Source organism: Bacillus salitolerans (genome assembly GCF_042680805.1).
Classification (GTDB): Bacteria; Bacillota; Bacilli; order Bacillales; family SA4; genus Bacillus_CJ; species Bacillus_CJ salitolerans.
Genome location: NZ_JBHUEM010000055.1, coordinates 233,955 through 253,614, shown reverse-complemented (window position 1 = coordinate 253,614; position 19,660 = coordinate 233,955). Strand labels below are relative to the sequence as shown.

Here is a 19,660-nt window from a genome sequence, read left to right as displayed (position 1 = left end):
CTGCCGTGACTTTCTCGACAGCCTGGGACTTGTATCTAGGATACAGTCTTTTTCAAATCAACTCCCCGTACTAGCAAACGCCTTCAAACCCCGGTTCCAAAACAAATAGGCAAGTACGCAGCATACGAGTGCAGCAAGAGGTGTCCAGATGGCAAACCATCTGTATCCATCCGGATCGATGAAGTATGCCGCTGGGTAAAAGGCTGTGAACCCATAAGGAATCAACCATGTTAAGAACAGTTGAATGCCTTTATGATAAATAGATAATGGGTACCTAGCAAAATCACTTACATTAAAGACCGCCCACACCACTGGTAGGCTATCAATCATCCAAAACGAGAATGTCGCAAAGAATAGATTAATTGCCACAAAAATAAGACCTGAAGAAATAATCATAACAACTAATAACAAATAGTCTACAAATCCCATCGATAAATCTAAATGCGGGATGGCTGTTCCTAAAATTATACATCCAATTATAAGTTGACCAAAGCCGTCCTGCTGTAGGCGATCAGCTACTAAGTGAAATAATGGGTTAATCGGTCTGATCAGTAACCGGTCTAATTGCCCGGGTCTAATATATTGCCAGCCTAACGTCCATAAATTATCGAAGAAGATATGATGGATGGATCTTCCTGTCGCAGCAATCCCATAAATAAACAGGATTTCATAAAACGTCCATCCGTTGATTTGCTCAATATGATCAAAGACAACCTTTACAAAGAATATGGAAGCAAACTGCTGGAGCATAACCGAAAACACACCGATGATAAAATCAAGTCGGTATTCCATCATCACCTTCATATGGTTTTTAGCAAAAACCCAATAAAGCTTACTGTAACGTACCATTTTGACACCTCCTACCCACCGAAAATCGTAATTTGTTTAAGTGCTTGTGCCCAAATGGCACGAACTAAAATATACAGAGCAACCACCCAGATGAGCTGAATGCCGACGGCCATATAAGCATCTATCCCTGTTAAAATGCCGGTATAAATCGATACAGGTACATAGATCATCGATTGAAATGGTAGGACTAAACTAATGGACTTTAACCATTCTGGAAATAGGACAATCGGAACGAGGGCACCTGAAAAAAACATAAAGACCCCTTCCTTTAATACGCGAAGACCCCAAATGTTAACGGTCCAAAAAGCGAGAACACCAATAATAAAATCAAAAAATGTCCCAATCCATATTCCTAAAAAGGCACTGACTAAGAATAAAAGAATGACTTCAATCGAAGTGGGAAACATGAGCTTCATAAACAAAAACGCAATCACGACCATTGGGATGGTTTCTCTAAAAAAGTATGTAAACTTAGAACCAAGGTCTAAGGAAATGAGTTTGAATATTAAATCATACGGTCTCATTAATTCGATCGCGACATCCCCATTTCGGATATTTTCAGCTAATTCATTTCCAATTCCGCCAACATACCCTTGCAATAGCATCGCGATTACGATGTACGTAAGCATCGTTGAAAGGTCAATATTTTCAATGGTTGATCGGCTTTCATATACTGCATGCCAAAAGAAATACATAATGAGTAATCGCATGATTGTGGAAATGGAACCAGCCCAGTACCATGCTGAGTAGGCTGTATTTGTCTGCATTTGAGACTTAGTTAGCTGCCAGTATTTCCTCATGCTCCTCCCCCATTTCACGTTTATTGAATATTTCTTCTACAATCGTTTCAATTTTTGGATCTGAGATGGATAGATCTTGTACCTCAAACGTATTCATCATCGTGGAAATGACAATCGAGCTCGATACTTCATCACTATCAAACGATAGACTGACCTTGTTTTCTTCTCCTTCAGTAACAGGTAAAACATCGACTTTTCCAGCTAATAGCTCCGGCAGGAAGAACTTATCACGCTGAACCATATCAAAATGAATGACACGTTTTTGACCGAAACGGCGTTTAATCGATGCAAGTTCACCGTCATAGAGGATCGTGCCTTCATCAATAATAATAATGCGGTCACAAATTTCCTCAATATCTTGCATGTCATGAGTTGTCAGTAATACGGTTGTTCCCCATCTTTCATTCATCTCTCTAATGAATTTTCGAATTCGAACCTTTACGGCAACATCTAATCCAATCGTTGGTTCATCCAAATAGACCACCTTTGGACGATGGAGGAATGCAGCCGCTAGTTCACAGCGCATTTTTTGTCCAAGCGATAGCTGTCGAACCGGAATTCCAAGTAATGGCTCTAGCTGAAGCACATCGGTGAACATCTGTAATGTCTCTTGAAACTCCTCTTCAGAGACCTCATAAATATGCTTTAATAGATCAAACGATTCTCTAACAGGAATGTCCCAAAACAACTGTGTTCTTTGACCAAATACCGCGCCAATGTTTTTCGCGTTTTTTTGCCTATTTTCATACGGAACAATCCCGTTTACGGTTACAACACCGTATGTCGGTGTTAAAATTCCGGTAAGCATTTTAATCGTCGTTGACTTCCCTGCTCCGTTTGCTCCAATGTATGCAACCGTTTCCCCAGGCTCGATTGAGAAGCTTATCCCTTTTACCGCCTGCTTCCTTTCATATTTTCGGTTAAATAATGATTTCACTGCTCCTTTTAAGCCAGGATCACGTTTCACAATTTTGTATTCCTTTTGTAAATCCTTTACAGTAATCATGGTTTTTCCTCCTTAACACAAGAACGTACATTCGTTTTTTACATACTAAAAAACCACAGACGACCAATCTGTGGTGAGTACATGTAAATATAAATTTTACACTACACTACATTACATCCATACAGATAAAAGTGGGCTGTTAAAAAATTGAATTCGATTGATTCTTGTGATCTGAACAAATTACTTTCATGTTTTCCAGGCCCCTTTGCTTTTATCTTTTCAAATTATAACTCTATTAGTAAGAATTGTAAATTTAATTTTCACTTCAACTCTCTATCTTTTACCCTGTTTTACCCTCATAGATTTGTAACGAATCCTTCTTTAGTGGGACTCTAATGAGATAAAACAAACCAGGTAGTGTAATAACCAGCCCAATAAATAAATAAGTAAATCGTGTACTTATATCAAAATAAGAGGATGAGGCAAACAGAATACCTAGTGGCATTGTAACACGCAAGAAAAGCAGACGAACGGAGCTTAATTGAGCCAATCGCTCTCTTGGTGCCTCACGCTGAAAAATTGCTGCACTTTGAGCATTGAACAGAGGAAATAGCATACCACCAATTAATTCACACGCCCACGCTAACGGAATCCAAGGGACAAAGTACAAAAGAACAAAAGAACATCCTCCCCCCATTAATCCTACATACATGGACCTATCATTTTTAGGTAACCTAGTAAGCAGTATCATTCCTAGCGCATATCCAATCGGAAACATTCCTGAAAAAATGGCGTACTCCCAAGGCTCTCCATTTAATTCGCTACGAATAAACGGAACATTTATAACCATTGTAGCCCCTACTGCAAATTGAACCAATGATGAAAGCATGGTGAGCCTTACTAAATGAGGAAAACGAAAGAACGCTTGATAACCTACTTTTATTTCATCCCACCAAAATTTCTTAGACCAGGCTGCCACTCTTGTCACAGGAGTATGAGGAATTTTTGATAGTGAAAGATAGCTAAGCAAAAACATGAGGCTAGATAATACATATAGAACATGAAAAGGACTGACTAAAAGAAGTAATGCGGTAACACCAGGTGCTATAAAACTCATAAGTCTCAGTGTCCCATCTAATAAACTATTTGCATGTACGAGGTCATTTTCCTCACATAATTCTGGTAAAAGTGAAAAGGATAGACTAGCAAAAATAGGCTGCACAAGCCCTAATATACATTGCAACATGACCAATCCAACAATGGTGCCTATTTCATTTCCACTGAGATATCCTATGAGGGGCAATAGATAGGAACATGATCGAATAACCTGAATACTCTTAAGTAGTTTTTCTTTTGAAACATGATTTAAAAATGGTGAACTTATCCCTTGCACAACAAGGGATGGCAAAAAGTAAACAAGCCATAGAACCCCCATCCATTCTTTTGAACCTGTTAAATCATATAATAGTAGCCCATTAATAATTCCTCCTGCGGCTCCTCCAAACTCCGAGATAATCTGTCCGGTCCATAACGCTTTAAATGATTTATTCTTTGACATTTTCATAATTAGTCCCTAAATACTGTCCAAGAAGTGAAGTAAACGACTGAATTTGAGTAGGATTTGCTGAATAGATACCTTTATGAACAGAAATAAATTTTGCCGCTTTCAGTAAGGATAGCTGATGATGTAATGCCGTTTTGGATACATTAAATTTCGCGCTTAGATCCTGAAGAGATAGGGGGCCTTTTATTATCTGAAACAATAACTTTAACCTAAGTTCGTCTCCTAGTGCTTTATGACCTCGAATGAGCCCCTTTGGTGGTATACCAGGCTCTTGAAACGCTTCATCATTAATTGGATAATAGAATAATTTTGTGTCAGAAGTACGTTGTTCTAAAATCCAAGGGCGGTAAGATACGTGTGGAATGAGTTTAATATTCCAAATAGAAGGCTCCATTGTATATTTTGCTCCCTCTGTCACTCGCTTAACCTCTTCTATTGGGTTAGTTGAATCAATCGTATGATGTTTACTTTTTTCTAGTGAAAGAACCTTCATCCATTTTTCCCAATCGACAATTGTATAAATCCACTCATACCACTCTGTCATAATCTCAGAAAACAATTGAACAATTTCGTGTTGCTTTTTTTCACTAAGAGTTACTATGTATCCTTCCAAATAATCATGCTCCTCAAAAAGGCTAGAATACTGAATAATACGATCTACATTTTTTGCTGCTTCTTTTCTAAACTCTTCATGTGATCGATTTTTATAAGGTAACAGAGTTTCATAGAAATCTTCTGGAGCTAATGAATGAAGGGCATGAATGAATTCTTGAATAGATCGGGCTGATAATTTATTCTGCATTAACAGAAGACCATACCATAAATTTGTTTTTTCGATTTCACTCAGATTGTTTAGTAGCTTTGTAGACATTGATGATTGATTCTCTTTCCACTTCTCATCGAACTCAAACGTGTGGCGTAATGTTTGATATGTATAGCCTGCAATTCCTACTATAATTTCCCAGACTGGAGAAAAGTCTACGGTTATAGTGACGGTTTCTTGTGAGACTGGTTCATTTATTGTTTTCATGTTTACCCCCTAAACTTGGATAAAACTAATTCTAAATTATTTGAATTATAAATTCAATATTTTTCGAATTATTCTGTTGTCTGAAATCTGAAACATTTTCATCGTACATTCGTAATTCCATATAGTGCACTAGAACGAGGAGAGGAGGTATGGAATGAAACCAACAGAATGTCCAAAATGTCACGGAAAAGAATTAGGAAAAGGAAAGCACGCCGGATATGGAGTGATGTATCCAGATAATAAAATGAGTTTTGGTTCAGAAATTGATTATATTATTTGTACGGATTGTGGGTATATCATCGAAGGCTATGTAAAAAAGCCAGAGAAATTTAAAGGGACCATTTAATAAAAAAGCTACGAGTTAGCTCGGATGTGAAGAAGAGCTCATATTTCAGTAAAAATCGCTTTTAACTCAAAAAAATGGGTCCATTATTGAAATCTACAATACTATGATCGGTTCCGAGTAAAAATGTGAGGAAATTTTAGTCATTTTCCAACTGACAGGTGCAGCCTTATGACGTGTATCAGCATATTAGTGTGATTTATCAGCAACTTTGTGTGATTTATCAGCAACTCCGAACTTTTATCAGCAACTTTTTGAATTTATCAGCAACTCTCACTCGTTATCAGCAACTTTGTTTTTTTAACAGCAACTCTGAACACTTTATCAGCAACGTTCAAAAATTTATCAGCAAATCTCTCGTTTCATCAACTTTGTTTTTTTAACAGCAACTCTGTTATCAGCAACGTTCAAAAATTTATCAGCAACTCTCTCGTTTCAGCGACTTTGTTTTTTTATCAACAACTCTGACTCGTTTGCTGTTGTAACCAACATTGTCATTGGACTCTTGTAAAAAGCCTGTATCCATTTGATACAGGCAACATTCATTTTAGCGCTTTCCTTTATCCATCCGTTCATTATGATTCTTTTCTGCTAGGTCATTTCCGTAATCACGGTCTTGTCCAATCGCATTACTTCCTTTTTTCATCTTCTTTTGCTGTCCTTTATGACTGTCTCTCATTGGCATGTATTTCTCACCTCATTTCGATTTTGTACGTATTTAAGGTTTGTCAAAATCCTTATCCCTATTCAATTCCTGACAAATGTCATATGAAAGAAATGACATAACGTACTAACTTGTATTTTCCAGATTTATTATTCTTAGATTAGAACTTTAAGGAAGGTGAATCCATGAAACCGATTATTGAATTGAAGAATGTAACGAAGCGTTTTAAGAATCATACGGCTGTTGATAATATTAGTTTAACAATCAAAGAAGGTAGTGTTGTTGCTTTACTTGGTCCTAATGGTGCAGGGAAAACAACATTGGTTTCGTTGATTTTAGGGCTATTAAACCAAACAGCAGGCTCAATTGAGGTGTTAACTGGCTCACCAAAGGATATGAAAACAAAACAAAAAATTGGAGCATTGCTTCAAGAGAACTCCACCATTGATGGTTTAACTGTTCAGGAGTGTATTGATATGTTTCGAAGCTTTTATCCCAAAAGTCTCCAAACCGAACAGCTCCTTCAAATGGCGGGACTAGAAGATGAACGAAAGAAAATGTCTATCTCCTTATCTGGTGGACAGAGAAGACGACTTGGATTTGCACAAGCTATTGCTGGCAATCCCTCTATTCTTTTTTTAGATGAACCGACGGTTGGAATGGACGTTGCGTCAAGAAGGATGTTTTGGGAGACGATTCGTGCTTTTGCTAAAGAAGGAAAAACCGTTATTATGACTACCCACTATCTGGAGGAAGCCGATCAAGTAGCAGACCGAGTAGTGGTCATTCATAAAGGAAAAATCGTGGCTGACGGTAGTCCAACCTCCTTAAAGGAAAATGCAACGTCAAAGTATATCCAGCTTAAAACAAGAGGGAATGTAAATGTAGATGCATTACCGTTGGTAACTAAAGTGGAAGAATCTGCTGGTTCCATCAAGCTTTACTCTTCTGACACGGATCAGTTACTCAAGCATATTATCAAACACAATTTAGATGTTTATGACATTGAGGTCCAGCGAGGTCGACTAGATGAAGCGTTCGAATTTTTAACCAATAGTCCTGAAAAACAAATCTCGTAAGGAGTGTACTCTCATGAATATGTTATTTTCTCAATGTAAGGCTGAATTCAAACGAACCGTTCGGAATAAATTTTTTGTGATGTTTTCGATTGCCATGCCTGTCGTGTTTTATTTTATCTTTTCAAGTGTCATTGGTGATGACACACAGGTTGGAGGAACTGATTGGAAAGCTTATTACCTCATGTCCATGACCGTATTTAGTGTAATCGGTGCAGCCATTAGTACACTTGGCATCAGGTTATCGCAGGAGAGAACACAAGGCTGGGTGAAACAGTTAAAGGTTACTCCTCTGCCAGGCTGGGTGTACCTAAGTTCTAAGATTGTGACACAAGCCATCTTAAATATTGGGATTATTCTTCTGTTATTTATCATCGGCATTTTCGTAAAAGGGATCGAGCTGACTGTGTGGCAATGGATTCTTTGCGGTCTATGGATTTGGATTGGGGCATTACCATTTCTTGCGCTTGGTGTTTTGATCGGAACTAGTAAGACGACGGAGCTTGCGCAAGTTTTTAGTAACATTGTCCACCTCGGCTTAGCCATTTTAGGAGGACTATGGATGCCGCTTGAAATCATGCCTACCATCGTTCAAAACATTGGCGAGTGGCTACCAACCTACCGATATGGGCATGGCGCATGGAATATTCTTGCGGGTGAATCCCCTCAATTGGTAGATGCAGGAATTTTACTCCTCTACTTAGTCATCTTTATGGTATTATCTGTATATATATCCAAAAGACAGGAAGCGATATCATGAAGCCGTTTAGGCTATTTCCCGAAAGGTTTAAAAGCTTGCCACTATTCTGGCTAAGCTATCTCATCTTTCCGCTATTCGGAATTTCACAAGAACCATTAACCAAAGCAATCTTCGGATATGCTTTGGTTCTTCTGCTTGTCATTGTTTACCGGGAAAGCTATTGGCGACCACGATTTCTTAACATTCATTTAACAATTGAGCTAATAATTGTCTTTGTATTTTGCAGTTTTTTTAATCCTATGTTTATTTATGTAGGGTTTTATCCTATTAACCTATTAAATTTGATTCAAAATAAAATCATCCATTGGATAACAGTACTATGTATAATCGGGATCTTTATCTCATCGATCATCATTCATGATGTACCGATAAGCTCCCCCCTTTTCATTGCAACATTGGCACCAATTTTCATCATAGTGCTTACTCCTTTTGCCATTCAAGCCAATAAAAAATATCAGCTGCTTCAACAGAAATTAAACTCTGCGAATCAACAAATCAATGAATTAATTAAACGTGAAGAGCGGCAACGAATTGCTAGAGATTTACATGACACACTTGGTCACACGTTATCTTTAATTACGCTTAAGAGCGAAATCGTTGAAAAAATGATTAAACGAAATCCTGACCTTGCAATCCATGAAATAAAGGAAATCAAGGAAACGTCAAGATCGACATTACGTCAAGTAAGAGAGCTAGTAAGTGATATGAATTTAATCAAAATTACAGAGGAACTTGCAAATGTAAGAAGTATATTAGAAGCCGCACAGTTTGAATTAACGTTGTTAGGTCCCATCAACAATGTCAAAATGCCTAAGCTTCACGAAAATATTCTCGGAATGTGTTTAAGAGAAGCAGTAACTAATGTGATCAAACATAGCGAAGGTACCAAATGTATCATCGAAATAAAAGAGGACATTGATAAATTTGTTCTGACTGTGAAAGACAACGGCACAGGAATTGACCAGAAATCAGCTAATGGAAACGGGCTCCTTGGTATGATGGAGAGAATCCGACTTATCGATGGAACGTTTCATATCGATACACATGAAGATAAAGGAACTACCATTCATATATCGTTACCGAAAATTATCCGAAATAGTGTTGAATCAACAGCGTAAAGGTGGAGTATGATGATAAAAATTGTGATAGCTGAGGATCAAGGTATGCTACGAGGTGCTCTTGGCATCCTGCTAGATTTAGAGGAGGATTTTGAAGTTATCGGTCAAGCAACCAACGGGGCTGAGGCATTACTGATGATTGACGAAAAGCAGCCTGACCTTTGTATCGTTGATATTGAAATGCCGGTTCTTTCTGGTCTTGATGTTGCCGAAAAGCTAAAGGAACAAAACCATCCTTGCAGGGTGATGGTGCTCACCACTTTTGCTAGACCCGGATATTTTCAACGAGCAATGAAGGCAGGTGTCTACGGGTACTTACTAAAAGATGGTCCAAGTGATGAACTCGCTCACTATATTCGTAAGGTGATGGAAGGAAAACGGATTATTAGTCCCGAGCTTTCGTTTGCCGTTTGGGAGGATACGAATCCTCTTTCCGAAAGGGAGCTTGAAGTCTTAAAGCTTGCGAAAAGCGGAAAAACCTCGAAGGAGATTGCCAAAACGTTGTTTTTATCCGATGGAACGATTCGCAACTATTTGTCAGAGGTTTTTAGAAAACTAGATGCAAAAAATAAAATTGAAGCAATCGGAATTGCCGAAAATAAAGGCTGGTTAAAAGAATAAGGCCATCACAACAAACGAATGATGGCCCCTTTTTCTTATCGTAAAGCTAAGGTGACATAATCTAGCTCTCTCTCAAGCTCTCCTCTATACTTTCTCTCTTCCTCTTCAGTCCAGAGCAACACATACTTCATATAAGAAATGACATCATCGACCTGTTCCTTGAAGGAATCAATGTCAAAAAGTAAGGAGGACGCCCTCCGAATAAAATAATCACAAGGTGTAACCATCATTTCATGCTTAATACCGTATAAAACTGGAATGATGAGGTCTAATGGGAGATTTTGAGTCTTTGCTGACCGCTTGTAGATGCTTATTTCTTTAATTATGGTTGTGATATTGGAACCGTAAAAGCGAACAAGCCGATCGGCAGCTTCTTCTGATAACCCAACTTCTTGCAGCTTCAATCGGTTCGTGTAGACAAATCGTTTAAACCCCTTAGAGCCACCAACATTTCCCCCCGATATAGGAAGGGCTTTCGTTCGGCAACGGTCAAACTTCTGATCAAGCCGTTTCGCAGCCAAGTTCACGATATGTTCAGCCATTTTCCGGTAACCCGTTAATTTTCCTCCTGCAATCGTCATCAAACCTGATGCTGATTCCCATATTTCATCCTTTCGTGATAGTTGCGAGGGTGCTTTTCCTTCTTCATGAATAAGAGGACGAAGCCCAGCCCAGCTTGAATCAATATCCTTTTTAGTAATCTTTACATCTGGAAAAATATAATCAATCGCTTTTAATAGATATGATAAGTCAGTCTTATCCATATACGGATGAGCAAGATCCTTCTCGTAGACGGTGTCTGTTGTTCCAACATACACCTTATTTCCTCTTGGAACGGCAAAAATCATCCGTCCATCCGGTGTATCATAATACACGGCTTGTGTTAAGGGCAGCTTCATTTGATCAATGACAACGTGGACTCCTTTCGTACGAAGTAGGTACTTTCCATCCCCCTGCTTTCTATCGAAGTCTCTAACCATATCACTCCACGGACCAGTCGCATTAATAATGATGGATCCATGTACGTCATATACTTCATTCGTCAATTGATCTATCGCACGGACGCCTATTATTCTATCATCTTGATCATAATGAAATTTCGTTACTTTTGCATAGTTAATTGGCATGGCCCCTAACTCATTGGCTTTTTTCATGACCTCAATCGTGAGCCTTGCATCGTCCGTTCGATATTCTACGTAACGAACACTTCCTACCAATCCTTCTTTTTTAATAAAGGGGACACGCTTAATCGTTTCTTTCTTTGATAGCACTTCTTTTCGTTCTTCCTTTTTCACACCCGCTAAAAAATCATATACAGATATAGCAAAAGAAGTTGCAAGCTTCCCGTATGTTGCTCCCTTATAAATAGGCAATAGCATTCGGACAGGCTCTGTTACATGTGGTCCATTTTCATACACTATCTCTCGTTCCTTTCCAACATCCGCGACAAGCTTTACTTGGAATTGCTTTAAATAACGCAAACCGCCGTGAATGAGCTTTGTGGAACGACTCGACGTTCCTGCTGCAAAATCTTGCATCTCCAATAGTGTGACTTTCATCCCACGGCTCGCTGCATCAAGCGCGATGCCAGCTCCCGTTATTCCACCGCCGATGACAATGACGTCCCACTTTTGTTTACGTATCGTATTCCATCTTGCTTGCCTTTCAAGTGCTGAAAAATTCATGTGAGTACCAGTGAACGGTTTCGTCTCAGCTGGTGTTTCACCTCCTAAAGTGGATTCCCTCTTCTATTGTATACATGGTGATGGCTGTCTTATTTCAAATTGGTCAAAATGCTTGGTTGCGCTATTCAAAGAAGCAAGGAATTGATCAGACTTTTTCCTTAGAGGCCCTAAAAACACTTGGATATATTTATCCTCCAAGCGTATTAACTGTTTTTCATGCTGCTTTTGTATGTTATTTTGCTATATTTTTTCACTATCGGCTTCCATGGGGTCCTATTTCAATGAAAACATTTGAGCTGCGCTTACTGCCTTTTTCCAGCCGGTATAGTATTGATCTCGGTCGTTCTCACTCATTGTTGGATGAAAATGTTTGTCTGTCATCCGTTGTTCTTTCAGTTCTTCCTTACTATCCCAATAGCCAGTAGCTAATCCTGCTAAATATGCAGCGCCAAGGGCCGTGGTTTCATTTACAACCGGGCGTTCTACCGAAACACCTAATATATCACTTTGGAATTGCATTAAGAAATTATTCATAACAGCTCCTCCATCTACTCGGAGTTCTTTTAATGCAAGACCTGATTCCTTCTCCATAACGGTTAAAACATCTTTTGTTTGATAGGCAAGGGATTCTAATGTTGCCCTGATGAAATGCTCCTTTGTTGTTCCTCTTGTCATCCCAAAAACGGCACCGCGGACGTCACTATCCCAATATGGTGTTCCAAGTCCGACAAAGGCAGGGACCACATACACCCCGTCCGTCGATTGTACTCGCTCTGCGTATAACTCGCTATCCTTTGCCGCTTTAATCATTCGAAGTCCATCTCGAAGCCATTGAACAGCTGAGCCGGCTACGAATACACTTCCTTCAAGAGCGTATTCCACCTTACCGTCTATCCCCCAAGCAATCGTTGTTAATAATCCGTGCTCGGATGATACTGCCTTCTCACCCGTGTTCATGAGCATAAAGCAGCCTGTTCCATACGTGTTTTTCGCCATTCCCTTTTCAAAGCATGCTTGACCAAACAGAGCTGCCTGTTGATCACCAGCTACCCCGCTTATTGGAATCTGTTGCCCGAAAAATTCCTCTGGTAATGTGTGAGCGAACAATCCTGAGGATGGCTTTACTTCTGGGAGTAGAGAACTTGGAACGTCCAAGTATGTGAGCAGATCCTCATCCCATTTCAGTTCATATATGTTATATAATAGCGTCCTTGATGCGTTCGTATAGTCTGTCACGTGAGTACGTCTGCCGGATAGGTTCCAAATAAGCCATGTGTCAATTGTTCCAAATAAAAGGCTGCCTTCATTTGCTTTTTCTCTTGCTCCCTCTACATGATCGAGCAGCCACTTTACTTTTGAGCCTGAAAAGTATGGATCAAGCACGAGACCTGTTTTTTCTCGAAACGTTGGTTCAAGTCCCTTATCTTTGAGTTCTTCACATATAGAGGATGATTGTCTTGATTGCCAAACGATTGCGTGATAAATTGGTTTACCCGTATTTTTGTCCCAAATTACCGTTGTCTCCCGCTGGTTTGTGATGCCAATGCCAGCAATTTGGGAAGCACTTACACCTGCTTCCTTTAAGCATGAGCCAATGCACGAAAAAACAGACCCGATAATTTCATTCGCATCCTGTTCCACCCATCCCGGCTTTGGGTAGTATTGCGTAATCTCCTTTTGCGAAATATGGACAATCTCTCCCTTGTGATTAAACAATATCGCCCTTGAGCTTGTAGTACCTTGATCAAGTGAAAGAATATACTTTTGCAAAGAAACGCCCCCTATTCTATTAAAATACAATTCATTCCTATTTCTACATATATTCTCATTATAGAAAATTAGAAAGAAAAGGAAAAGAAGTAGCTATATAAGCTACTTCTCCGACTCCTTCATTTATAAAACCTTGCTCAAAAATGCTTTTGTTCGCTCATTTTGTGGATTTGTAAAAAGTTCTGAAGGGATATTCTCTTCTACAATATATCCACCATCCATGAATATCACTCTATCGCCAACTTCCCTTGCAAAGCCCATCTCATGAGTCACGACAACCATGGTCATCCCCTCTTGAGCAAGCTGCTTCATGACCTCAAGAACCTCTCCTACCATTTCTGGATCTAATGCAGAAGTTGGTTCATCAAATAACATGATCTTTGGTTCCATCGCTAGGGCTCTAGCTATGGCTACACGTTGCTTCTGGCCACCAGATAAGGAATCTGGAAAGACATAAGCTTTATCACCCAAACCAACCTTTTTTAATAATTCAATTGCTTTTTGCTCGGCTCTTTTCTTATCCCATTTTCGAACGACCATAGGTGAGAGCATGATGTTTTCTAACACTGTTTTATGTGGAAACAAATTAAATTGCTGAAATACCATTCCCACTTCTTTTCGAACTTCATTTATATTCGTCTTTTTGTCTGCAAGGTCAATTCCCTTTATATAAACATGTCCATCTGTAACAGATTCTAACAAGTTTAAACAGCGTAAAAAGGTGGATTTTCCAGATCCAGAAGGCCCTATGACAACCACGACCTCCTGCTGTTTTATTTCAGCATTTATGTTTTTCAACACTTCTAATTGTCCAAATGATTTTTTCAAACCTTGTACGGATATCATTCTGTCTTAAACCTCTTTTCTACGTGGTTTAATAGATAGGTTAATGTTAAGGTTAAAACAAGGTAAATAATGGCAACAGTTAAATACGGCTCCCAAACTCTATAATATTGCCCTTGAGCAGCTCGTCCCCAATACATAAGCTCAGGTGCTGCAATAATAGCCAATAGTGACGATTCTTTTAATAGAACGATAAATTCATTACCAAGCGGAGGAATCATACGTTTAAAGGATTGTGGTAAAATAACATGGCGCATTGACTGAATATGGTTCATACCGAGTGATCTTGCTGCTTCCATTTGTCCTCGATCAATAGACTGAATACCAGCTCGGAATATCTCCGCAATATAAGCAGCTGCATTCAATGACAATGCTACAACACCCGTTGCAATCGGGTTGACAGGTGACATAAATATAGGCATGAGTCCGAAATGTATTAAAAGGATTTGAACAAAAAAAGGTGTTCCTCTAAAAAGATTGATATACCATATAAATGGTAGGCGGATTACAGCTATAGATGACATCTTTCCTAAACCAATCAATAATCCTAAAATTGTACCAATCAATATTCCTAATAAGGAAAGAAGGATTGTCCACATTGTCCCTTTTAAAAATAATGGAAAATAATCTAAGACAATATCAAAACGAAAATCCATAATTGACCTCCTGAATGATGCGTTTCTTGTTGCTTTTATAAAAAATAGCGCAACGAGCATACGTTACGCTACTTGTAGTTTTTATTCAGCCTTTAATAGTTCCTCTACATTTACTTCTTTACCGAACCATTTTTTGTAAAGCTCTGCATACGTTCCGTTTTCAATAACTGTTTTTAGAGCCTCGTCAAACTTCGGTTTTAATTCGCTTCCCTTTGGGAACATTAAACCATAGAATTCAGATTCAAAGTTTGTATGATCTTCAATAGCTTCCACCTTAGCGTCAGGATTGTTTTTCACATATTCACTTGCCACCACATTGTCTGTTACCACTGCCTCAACATCACCATTAGCTAGAGCCATAAATGCAACAGCTGTATTCTCGTACTTCATATTAGTAGGACTATTAACTCCCATTATTTTTTCAGCAGCCGATTGACCGGTTGTACCATTTTGTACCCCGACCTTCTTTCCTACTAAATCGTTCGCATTTGTAATACCAGCGCCTTCTTTAAATACAATCATGTGTGTTGATTGGAAGTAAGGTACAGAGAAATCATACGTTTGCTTACGCTCTTCATTGATTGTAATACCTGAGATAGCTAAATCTAATTCTTTTCCCTGAATGGATGCGAATAATGGGTCCCATCCAATGTTGTTTAATTCGTAATCATATCCAGCTTCCTTCATTACAGCTGCTAGTAAATCAACATCAAATCCGACCATTTCCCCTTTATCCATATACTCAAATGGAGCAAACGCTGCATCGGTACCAACATTTAGAGTTTCACTTGTTGACGTTGATTGACCGCAGGCTGCCAGAATCATCATTGTAAGGACAGTAAAAATAATAAATAATACCTTTTTTTGTGATTTCATATGTTGCTGCTCCCCTTATTGTGTTTTAATTATCTGTTATTTATAATTATACATACGAATTAATAATTATCAATATATTTTTGTCGAATTTTGTATTATCTTAATTAAATATGTCGAATCTCTTGTTTTAGCAATCTTTGGTTTGCTAATTTTATTTGATCCATAACTTGAGTCGGAGCAGTTCCCCCATAGCTTTTTCTTGCTCCTACCACATGCTCTGGTGATAGTACGGTATAAATATCCTCTTCGAAAAGTGGGCTAAACTGTTTGTACTGTTCCATGGTTAAATCTAATAAATACTTGCCTTCGCCAATGGCAAATAATACAATTTTGCCAATAATTTCATGAGCATCTCTAAATGCCACTCCCTTCGTTACTAGATAATCGGCTATATCAGTCGCATTTGAGAAGTCTTGATTCACTGCTTTTCGCATGACCTCTTTCTTCACTACCATGGTGTCAATCATCGGCGCAAGAAGCTGAAGAGAGCCCTCTAACGTCTCAGCTGTATCAAACATTCCCTCTTTGTCTTCCTGCATATCTTTGTTATAAGCCAGTGGCAATCCTTTTAATACAGTGAGAAGTCCGATTAAGTTGCCATAGACACGGCCTGTTTTTGCACGTAAGAGCTCTGGTACGTCAGGGTTTTTCTTTTGTGGCATTATACTAGAGCCTGTACAAAAGGAATCGTCCAGTTCAATGAATTGGAATTCTTGACTCGACCAGATTACTAATTCCTCAGAAAATCTTGAAATATGAGTCATTAGAAGTGATGCAATCGATAAAAACTCTACGATAAAATCCCGGTCACTTACCGCATCCATGCTGTTCGGATACACCGTTTCAAATCCAAGTAACTCCGCCGAACGCTCTCGATTAATTGGAAATGTTGTACCTGCTAGAGCTCCTGCACCAAGAGGTGACCAGTTCACACGCTTCAAGCTGTCTTGCAGACGTTCTTTATCACGTTCAAACATCCAGAAATAAGCCAACAGATGATGAGCAAAAGACACTGGCTGTGCACGCTGAAGATGAGTATAGCCCGGAATAATCGTTTCGACATTCTCTTTTGCTTGATTCAATAAGGCATGTTGAACCGCTTCGACAAGGTGAATCATCTCTTTTGTTTTTCTGTTTAAATAAAGGTGCATATCGGTGGCAACTTGATCATTTCGACTTCTTCCTGTATGCAGCTTTCCTCCAACTGGCCCAATCAAATCGATTAGTTGTTTTTCAATATTCATATGAATATCTTCATGCTCTACCGTATAGTTCATCGTTCCAGCTTCTATTTTTTCTTTTATCAAATGAAGACCAGCCTTAATTTTTTGCACATCTTCATGCGGAATGATTCCACATTCACCAAGCATTTGAACATGGGCAAGGCTACCTTCCACATCCTCTAGTGCCAATTTTTGATCAAACGAGATCGATGCCGTAAACTCTTCTACGAGCTTATTCGTCTCCTTTGTGAATCGGCCACCCCATAGTTTTGACATTTCGTTACCTCCACCGTTTAATATAGTGAAACTTCAATCAGTGGGGGTGTTCCTCATCCCCCACTGATTGTTAGTTGAACCAATCGGGTTCTTACTGGCGCTTATCCCCCCCTTAAACTTCTCGATTCATCTAAAGTTTTGAAGGGGGGTCTTAGCGCTAGTTGGAACGGGATAAAATGAGCATGCTCCTAAAGTTAATGGTGAGCATGCTATTAAAGTTTTGCAGGCTAACAATCTATTTATTCGAAGAGACAGTCTCTTTTTCTTGATTTACTTGTGAATACACCTTCGTTGTAAGACCCCAAAGCTTAATAAAGCCGACCGCAGCATTATGGTCAAATGCATCTCCTTTTGAGTAAGTGGCTAGTTCTTCGTTATATAAGCTATGAACAGACTTACGTCCTACTACAAAATGAGTCCCTTTATGAAGCTTCACGCGAATCGTACCAGACACCACTTTTTGCGTTTCATCAACAAACGCTTCTAAGGCATTTTTCAGTGGTGAATACCATAATCCATCGTAAATAATCTTTGTCATTTGCTGATCAACTAACGTTTTAAATTGAGTAATTTCGCGTGGAAGTGTTAAAAACTCTAACTCTTTATGAGCGTTAATTAATATAAGGGCACCTGGATTTTCATACACTTCACGCGATTTAATCCCAACTAAACGGTTTTCAATATGGTCAATTCGTCCAATTCCATGCTTTCCTCCAAGCTCGTTTAATGTTTCGATTAAAGTCACAAGTTCCAGCTGTTCACCGTTTAGGGCAACAGGAACTCCTTGATCAAACTCGATTTCTACATACTCCGCTGCATCTGGTGTTTTTTCAATTGGATTCGTCCAGTCATAAGCAGCCTCAGGCGCTTCTGCCCACGGGTCTTCAAGCACACCTGCCTCACAAGCACGTCCCCAAATGTTGGCATCAATTGAAAATGGGTTATCTAAGTCAACAGGAATCGGAATCCCATTTTCCTCTGCATACTTGATCTCTTCATCTCTTGTCATGCCCCACTCACGAACAGGAGCGACTACCTTTAAGTCTGGATCTAATGCTTGAATCGAAACCTCGAAGCGAACCTGGTCATTTCCTTTTCCTGTACAACCATGCGCGACAGCGACAGCTCCTTCTTGCTTGGCTACATCGACTAATAGCTTCGAAATAAGCGGACGTGATAGAGCTGATGATAAAGGATATTTTCCTTCATATAAGCAGTTCGCTTTTAACGCAGGAACGATATAATCCTTTGCCAGCATTTCCTTTGCGTCGACCATGTATGCCTTAATTGCCCCAACGTTTAGTGCTTTGTTTTTGATCGCTTCTAGATCCTTCCCTTCTCCTACATCAAGACCTAACGCAATCACATCATATCCATACTTCTCTTGAATCCATTTTATTGAAACAGAGGTATCCAATCCTCCTGAATATGCTAAAACGATTTTTTCTTTTGCCATTTGATTAGTTCACTCCTCTAAAAATTTCATAGGGGAGATGGAGTCAGCCTCCGCGCCCCTTCTGTATTAATATTTATTATACTGTATATTTATTTATAATCAACAAAAAAAATAAGTTAATTTTTTCCTAGCAACGCTTTTAACACAGCCTTCTGTGCATGAAGTCGATTTTCAGCTTCATCAAACACAACCGAATGTGGTCCGTCAATAATGTCTTCCGTTACTTCTTCACCTCGATGGGCAGGTAAGCAGTGCAAGAAGATATAATCTTTTTTAGCATGCTGGCAAAGCTCGGCGTTCACTTGATACGGCTGGAAAATTTGCATACGCTCTTCATATTCATCTTCCATTCCCATACTCGTCCAGACATCTGTGACAATCACATCGGCATCTTGAGCTGCTTCCACTGGGTCATCTGTGATGACGATGGAGCTTCCCATTTGTTTCGCTGCTTCTAGCGCTCGATTCACGATGCCTTTGTTTGGTTCGTATCCCATTGGACTTGCCACACTCATATGCATACCGGCTTTAACGGCACCTTCGATTAGTGAATGGGTCATATTATTATTTCCATCGCCCACATAACACATTTTAAGACCTGTAAGCTTTCCTTTATGCTCTAGAATCGTCAATAAATCAGCAAGCACCTGGCATGGATGGTGTAAATCAGTCAGACCATTAATCACTGGTACCGTTGCATTTTGGGCAAAATCCTCAATGGACTGATGCGCAAATGTCCGAACCATAATCCCATCCACGTAACGTGACAACACCTTTGCCGTATCTGACACTGTTTCGCCTCTACCTAATTGAATATCCTTTGAACTAAGAAAGATAGCATGACCACCAAGCTGGAGCATCCCTACCTCAAACGAAACCCTTGTTCTTGTTGAAGACTTTTCAAAAATCAACCCAAGTACCTTTCCGCTTAAATAGGGATGTGGAATCCCTTGCTTTTGCATCTTTTTCAATTGAATCGCTTCTGATAAAAGAGACGTAAGTTCAATTGCTTCTAACTGATCTAACGTCAATAAATCCTTATGTTTCATTTGCGGGCCTACCCAATCCTGTTGCCATTTTGCCTTATTTAACACACCTTCCACC

At 39.2% G+C, this 19,660-nt stretch carries 19 protein-coding genes; 5 read left to right on the top strand and 14 right to left on the bottom strand.

Annotation, left to right across the window (positions count from 1 at the left end):
* Positions 1 to 57 precede the first annotated feature (57 nt).
* The 5 genes from ACFSCX_RS24560 to ACFSCX_RS24540 all read right to left on the bottom strand — a co-directional run bounded on the left by ACFSCX_RS24560 (position 58) and on the right by ACFSCX_RS24540 (position 5,189).
* Positions 58 to 849, bottom strand: a complete 792-nt coding sequence (locus ACFSCX_RS24560; RefSeq protein ID WP_377930899.1) for an ABC transporter permease — start codon at positions 847 to 849, stop codon at positions 58 to 60.
* Between the two features lie 11 nt (positions 850 to 860).
* Entirely contained in the window at positions 861 to 1,649 is a 789-nt protein-coding gene (locus ACFSCX_RS24555; protein WP_377930898.1) for an ABC transporter permease, read from the bottom strand.
* The gene (locus ACFSCX_RS24550; RefSeq protein ID WP_377930897.1) at positions 1,624 to 2,655 is read right to left on the bottom strand and encodes an ABC transporter ATP-binding protein; all 1,032 of its coding nucleotides are present in this window, start codon (positions 2,653 to 2,655) and stop codon (positions 1,624 to 1,626) included. The genes ACFSCX_RS24555 and ACFSCX_RS24550 overlap by 26 nt, the downstream gene beginning before the upstream one ends.
* A 280-nt stretch (positions 2,656 to 2,935) precedes the next feature.
* Complete coding sequence (locus ACFSCX_RS24545; RefSeq protein WP_377930896.1) at positions 2,936 to 4,159, bottom strand: MFS transporter; 1,224 nt, start codon at positions 4,157 to 4,159, stop codon at positions 2,936 to 2,938.
* Positions 4,140 to 5,189 carry an ArsR/SmtB family transcription factor gene (locus ACFSCX_RS24540; protein WP_377930895.1) on the bottom strand — a complete coding sequence of 350 codons (1,050 nt, stop codon included), beginning with the start codon at positions 5,187 to 5,189 and terminating at the stop codon, positions 4,140 to 4,142. Before ACFSCX_RS24540 ends, ACFSCX_RS24545 begins: the two co-directional genes overlap by 20 nt.
* 154 nt (positions 5,190 to 5,343) lie before the next feature.
* Here ACFSCX_RS24540 and ACFSCX_RS24535 point away from each other — a divergent pair, with 154 nt between their 5' ends.
* Positions 5,344 to 5,535, top strand: a complete 192-nt coding sequence (locus tag ACFSCX_RS24535; protein ID WP_377930894.1) for a transcription initiation factor TFIIIB — start codon at positions 5,344 to 5,346, stop codon at positions 5,533 to 5,535.
* Positions 5,536 to 6,079: 544 nt separating this feature from the next.
* On the opposite strand, the gene ACFSCX_RS24530 is transcribed toward ACFSCX_RS24535, so the two are convergent.
* A complete protein-coding gene (locus ACFSCX_RS24530) occupies positions 6,080 to 6,217 on the bottom strand; it encodes a hypothetical protein (RefSeq protein WP_377930893.1) in 138 nt (45 codons plus the stop codon).
* Between the two features lie 164 nt (positions 6,218 to 6,381).
* Between ACFSCX_RS24530 and ACFSCX_RS24525 the strand changes: the two genes are divergently transcribed.
* Genes ACFSCX_RS24525 through ACFSCX_RS24510 form a run of 4 tightly spaced genes read left to right on the top strand, consistent with a single transcriptional unit; the run spans position 6,382 to position 9,771 of the window.
* The gene (locus tag ACFSCX_RS24525) at positions 6,382 to 7,275 is read left to right on the top strand and encodes an ABC transporter ATP-binding protein (protein ID WP_377930892.1); all 894 of its coding nucleotides are present in this window, start codon (positions 6,382 to 6,384) and stop codon (positions 7,273 to 7,275) included.
* A 13-nt stretch (positions 7,276 to 7,288) separates the two neighbouring features.
* Entirely contained in the window at positions 7,289 to 8,032 is a 744-nt protein-coding gene (locus tag ACFSCX_RS24520; RefSeq protein WP_377930891.1) for an ABC transporter permease, read from the top strand.
* Positions 8,029 to 9,150, top strand: coding sequence for a sensor histidine kinase (locus ACFSCX_RS24515; protein WP_377930890.1), 1,122 nt, complete (start codon positions 8,029 to 8,031; stop codon positions 9,148 to 9,150). Before ACFSCX_RS24520 ends, ACFSCX_RS24515 begins: the two co-directional genes overlap by 4 nt.
* Before the next feature lie 12 nt (positions 9,151 to 9,162).
* Positions 9,163 to 9,771: a response regulator transcription factor gene (locus ACFSCX_RS24510; RefSeq protein WP_377930889.1), complete on the top strand. Its 609-nt coding sequence runs from the start codon at positions 9,163 to 9,165 to the stop codon at positions 9,769 to 9,771.
* Between the two features lie 35 nt (positions 9,772 to 9,806).
* On the opposite strand, the gene ACFSCX_RS24505 is transcribed toward ACFSCX_RS24510, so the two are convergent.
* The 8 genes from ACFSCX_RS24505 to argF form a co-directional block, all read right to left on the bottom strand.
* The gene (locus tag ACFSCX_RS24505) at positions 9,807 to 11,456 is read right to left on the bottom strand and encodes a glycerol-3-phosphate dehydrogenase/oxidase (RefSeq protein ID WP_377930888.1); all 1,650 of its coding nucleotides are present in this window, start codon (positions 11,454 to 11,456) and stop codon (positions 9,807 to 9,809) included.
* Between the two features lie 273 nt (positions 11,457 to 11,729).
* The gene (gene glpK / locus ACFSCX_RS24500) at positions 11,730 to 13,226 is read right to left on the bottom strand and encodes a glycerol kinase GlpK (RefSeq protein ID WP_377930887.1); all 1,497 of its coding nucleotides are present in this window, start codon (positions 13,224 to 13,226) and stop codon (positions 11,730 to 11,732) included.
* A gap of 123 nt (positions 13,227 to 13,349) precedes the next feature.
* A complete protein-coding gene (locus ACFSCX_RS24495; RefSeq protein ID WP_377930886.1) occupies positions 13,350 to 14,072 on the bottom strand; it encodes an amino acid ABC transporter ATP-binding protein in 723 nt (240 codons plus the stop codon).
* Positions 14,069 to 14,725, bottom strand: a complete 657-nt coding sequence (locus ACFSCX_RS24490; RefSeq protein ID WP_377930885.1) for an amino acid ABC transporter permease — start codon at positions 14,723 to 14,725, stop codon at positions 14,069 to 14,071. The genes ACFSCX_RS24495 and ACFSCX_RS24490 overlap by 4 nt, the downstream gene beginning before the upstream one ends.
* A gap of 81 nt (positions 14,726 to 14,806) precedes the next feature.
* Entirely contained in the window at positions 14,807 to 15,601 is a 795-nt protein-coding gene (locus tag ACFSCX_RS24485) for a basic amino acid ABC transporter substrate-binding protein (RefSeq protein ID WP_377930884.1), read from the bottom strand.
* Between the two features lie 104 nt (positions 15,602 to 15,705).
* Positions 15,706 to 17,100, bottom strand: coding sequence for an argininosuccinate lyase (gene argH / locus ACFSCX_RS24480; protein WP_377930883.1), 1,395 nt, complete (start codon positions 17,098 to 17,100; stop codon positions 15,706 to 15,708).
* A 235-nt stretch (positions 17,101 to 17,335) separates the two neighbouring features.
* Positions 17,336 to 18,556 (bottom strand): argininosuccinate synthase, encoded by a 1,221-nt coding sequence (locus tag ACFSCX_RS24475; protein WP_377930882.1) that lies wholly within the window; start codon positions 18,554 to 18,556, stop codon positions 17,336 to 17,338.
* 116 nt (positions 18,557 to 18,672) lie between these two features.
* Positions 18,673 to 19,605, bottom strand: a complete 933-nt coding sequence (gene argF / locus ACFSCX_RS24470; protein WP_377930957.1) for an ornithine carbamoyltransferase — start codon at positions 19,603 to 19,605, stop codon at positions 18,673 to 18,675.
* Positions 19,606 to 19,660 lie beyond the last annotated feature (55 nt).